The organism is Actinosynnema sp. NPDC023658 (genome assembly GCF_040639995.1).
In the GTDB taxonomy this organism is placed as follows: Bacteria; Actinomycetota; Actinomycetes; order Mycobacteriales; family Pseudonocardiaceae; genus Actinosynnema.
The window spans coordinates 1-2349 of record NZ_JBFAAX010000857.1 but is presented as its reverse complement, the minus strand read 5'-3'; the positions used below and the strand labels follow the sequence as shown (position 1 = coordinate 2349).

At 73.5% G+C, this 2349-nt stretch carries 3 protein-coding genes; all 3 read right to left on the bottom strand.

From position 1 onward, the window contains the following. A partial coding sequence (locus AB0G02_RS35625) for an NAD(P)H-binding protein (RefSeq protein ID WP_360803478.1) occupies positions 1–341 on the bottom strand: 341 nt, incomplete at its 3' end. Between the two features lie 97 nt (positions 342–438). Next, positions 439–1521 carry an LLM class flavin-dependent oxidoreductase gene (locus tag AB0G02_RS35620; RefSeq protein ID WP_360803476.1) on the bottom strand — a complete coding sequence of 361 codons (1083 nt, stop codon included), beginning with the start codon at positions 1519–1521 and terminating at the stop codon, positions 439–441. 86 nt (positions 1522–1607) lie between these two features. Then, a partial coding sequence (locus AB0G02_RS35615; RefSeq protein WP_360803473.1) for a phosphotransferase family protein occupies positions 1608–2349 on the bottom strand: 742 nt, incomplete at its 5' end.

Genomic DNA, 2349 nt, shown 5'->3' with positions numbered 1-2349 from the left:
AGGTGCCAGCGGGCCAGCGGGCCGTCCGGGTCCTCGGCGGCGGCGAGCGACGAGAGCTGCACGACGTGCCGCACACCGGCGTCCCGCGCCGCGCGGGCGAGGTTGCCGTCGTGCTCGGCCTTGTGCTCGGCGGGCGAGAGCAGGAACACCTTCTCGACGCCCGAGACGGCGCTCGTCAACGTCTCGGGCCTGCCGAGGTCGCCCGTGACGACCTCGACGTCCGGCGGGAACACCGCCCGCGCGGGGTCGCGCGTCAGCACCCGGACCGGGGTGCCCGCCGACCGCAGCGCGGTGACCACGGCACCGCCGACCGTGCCGGTCGCACCGGTTACCAGGATCACGAGCCCTCCCTTCGCGCTCGTGCGGCCCCCCGAACCGGCACCGATCCGACCGGGGCGCGCTGGAGGTTCGGTAGAGGATGGCTGGAGGCGCACCGGCTCACCCCGCCGTCACGGCGGCGGACTCCTGGTCGAACGCGGGCAGGACGTGCTCGGCGAACAGGCGCATCGAGCGCTGCGACTCCTCGAACGGCATGTTCCCGGAGATGACCTGGAGGCTGATGGTGACGTCACCGAACCAGCCGCGGATGGCGTGCACCCGGTCCAGCACCTCGTGGGGCGTGCCGACCAGGGCCTTCCCGTCGCGGACCTGCTTGCCGAAGTCGCTGCCGCGCACCCGTTCCACGACCCGCTCGTAACCGCGGTAGGCGTCGCTGCGCGTGCGCGTCCACGGCTCCACCGCGGCGGCGAGCGCCCTGTTCGTGTGCTCGGAGTAGACCCGGCCCCGCTCCAAGGCCACGTCGCCGTCCTCGGCCAGGTAGCAGTTGTAGCTCAGGTGCACGTCCCGGTCGCCGGGGTCGTGCCCGGCGTCGTCCCAGGCCGCGCGGTACCGGGCCAGCATGGCCCGCACCTGCTCGGTCCTGTTGATCGACGGCACCATCATCAGCCCGTGACCCGCGGCGCCGGCGGCCTCGCAGGACTCCGGTGACAGCGCGGTGGCGACCAGGATCGGCGGGTGCGGGCGCTGGAACGGGCGCGGCAGCAGCGTCACCGGGCCGAACCGGTGGAACCGGCCCTCCCAGACGACGTCCTCCTCCGACCAGAGCCGGCGGCACGCCTCGACACCCTCGGTGAACCGGTCCCGGCTCTCGTCCATGGGCACCTGGAACGCCGCGAACTCGTCGGGCAGGAACCCGCGTCCGAACCCGACCGACAGCCGGCCGCGGGAGATGTTGTCCAGCATCGCCAACCTGCCCGCCAACTGCACGGGGTGCGTGAAGGCGGGGATCACCGCGCCCGTCACGAGCCTGATCCGCGACGTGCGCGCCGCCGCCGCGGCCAGGAACACCACCGGGTCCGGGCTGTAGCCGCCGTAGGGGGTGAAGTAGTGCTCGACGGTCTTGACGTGGTGGAACCCCAGCTCCTCCGCCAGCTCCACCAGGCGCAACGACTCCTCGAAGTGCCGCGCCGCCGACTTCTCGGCCGGGCCGGTGGTGGGGAACAGGTTGATGCCGAACTTCATCGTGGCTCCCTGAGCGGCGGTGTGCGGTGAGGGGTCAGCCGGGCGGCGGGCGGTGGCGGGTGGCCCCTGAGGGGCTTGGACCTGCGTCAGCGGCCGGTGGCTGTGGCTGTGGCGAGGGTCTTCTCCAGCAGTGCGCAGGCGTTGCGGTGCAGGGGGAAGTCGGTGCCGGGCGGGACGATCCCGTGCCGCACGACCAGGTCCGCCACCCGTGCGGTGATCAGGGCGAGGCGGAACCCGGCGAACACCTCGTAGTACTCCAGGTCCCGGATCTCGCGGCCGAGCAGCGCGGCGTAGCGGCGGACCGTGCGGGCCCGGTCGGGCAGGCCGGTCAGCCTGGCCGACCCGATGCCCTCGCTCAGGTTCCGGTCCAGGTAGAGGTACCAGGCCAGGTCCACCTCCGGCGGGCCGAGGGAGGCCATCTCCCAGTCGAGCACGGCGGCCACGTCGAGGCCGTCGAAGATCAGGTTGCCGAGCCTGGCGTCACCCCACAGCAGCACCTCCGGCGTCACGACCGGTGGGCGGTTCGCGCGCAGCCACGTCAACGCGCGCAGCACCAGCGGCGACCCGGCGCACCGGAAGAAGTCCAGGTGGTCCGCGTAGTGGTCGAGCTCCCGGTCGAGGCCGGTCGCACCCGGACCGGGGCGGCCCGCGAAGTCGAGGCCCAGCGCGTGCGGGTCCACCCGGTGGACCCGCCGCAACGCGTCCAGGCCGCGCCACCACAACACCTCGCGATCGGTCTCCGCCAGGTCCGCGACCCAACCGCGCCGCTGGTTGGACGGGTAGTCCGGCGGCAGGCGGCCCGGCACGTGCCCCATGCGCAGGAACGGC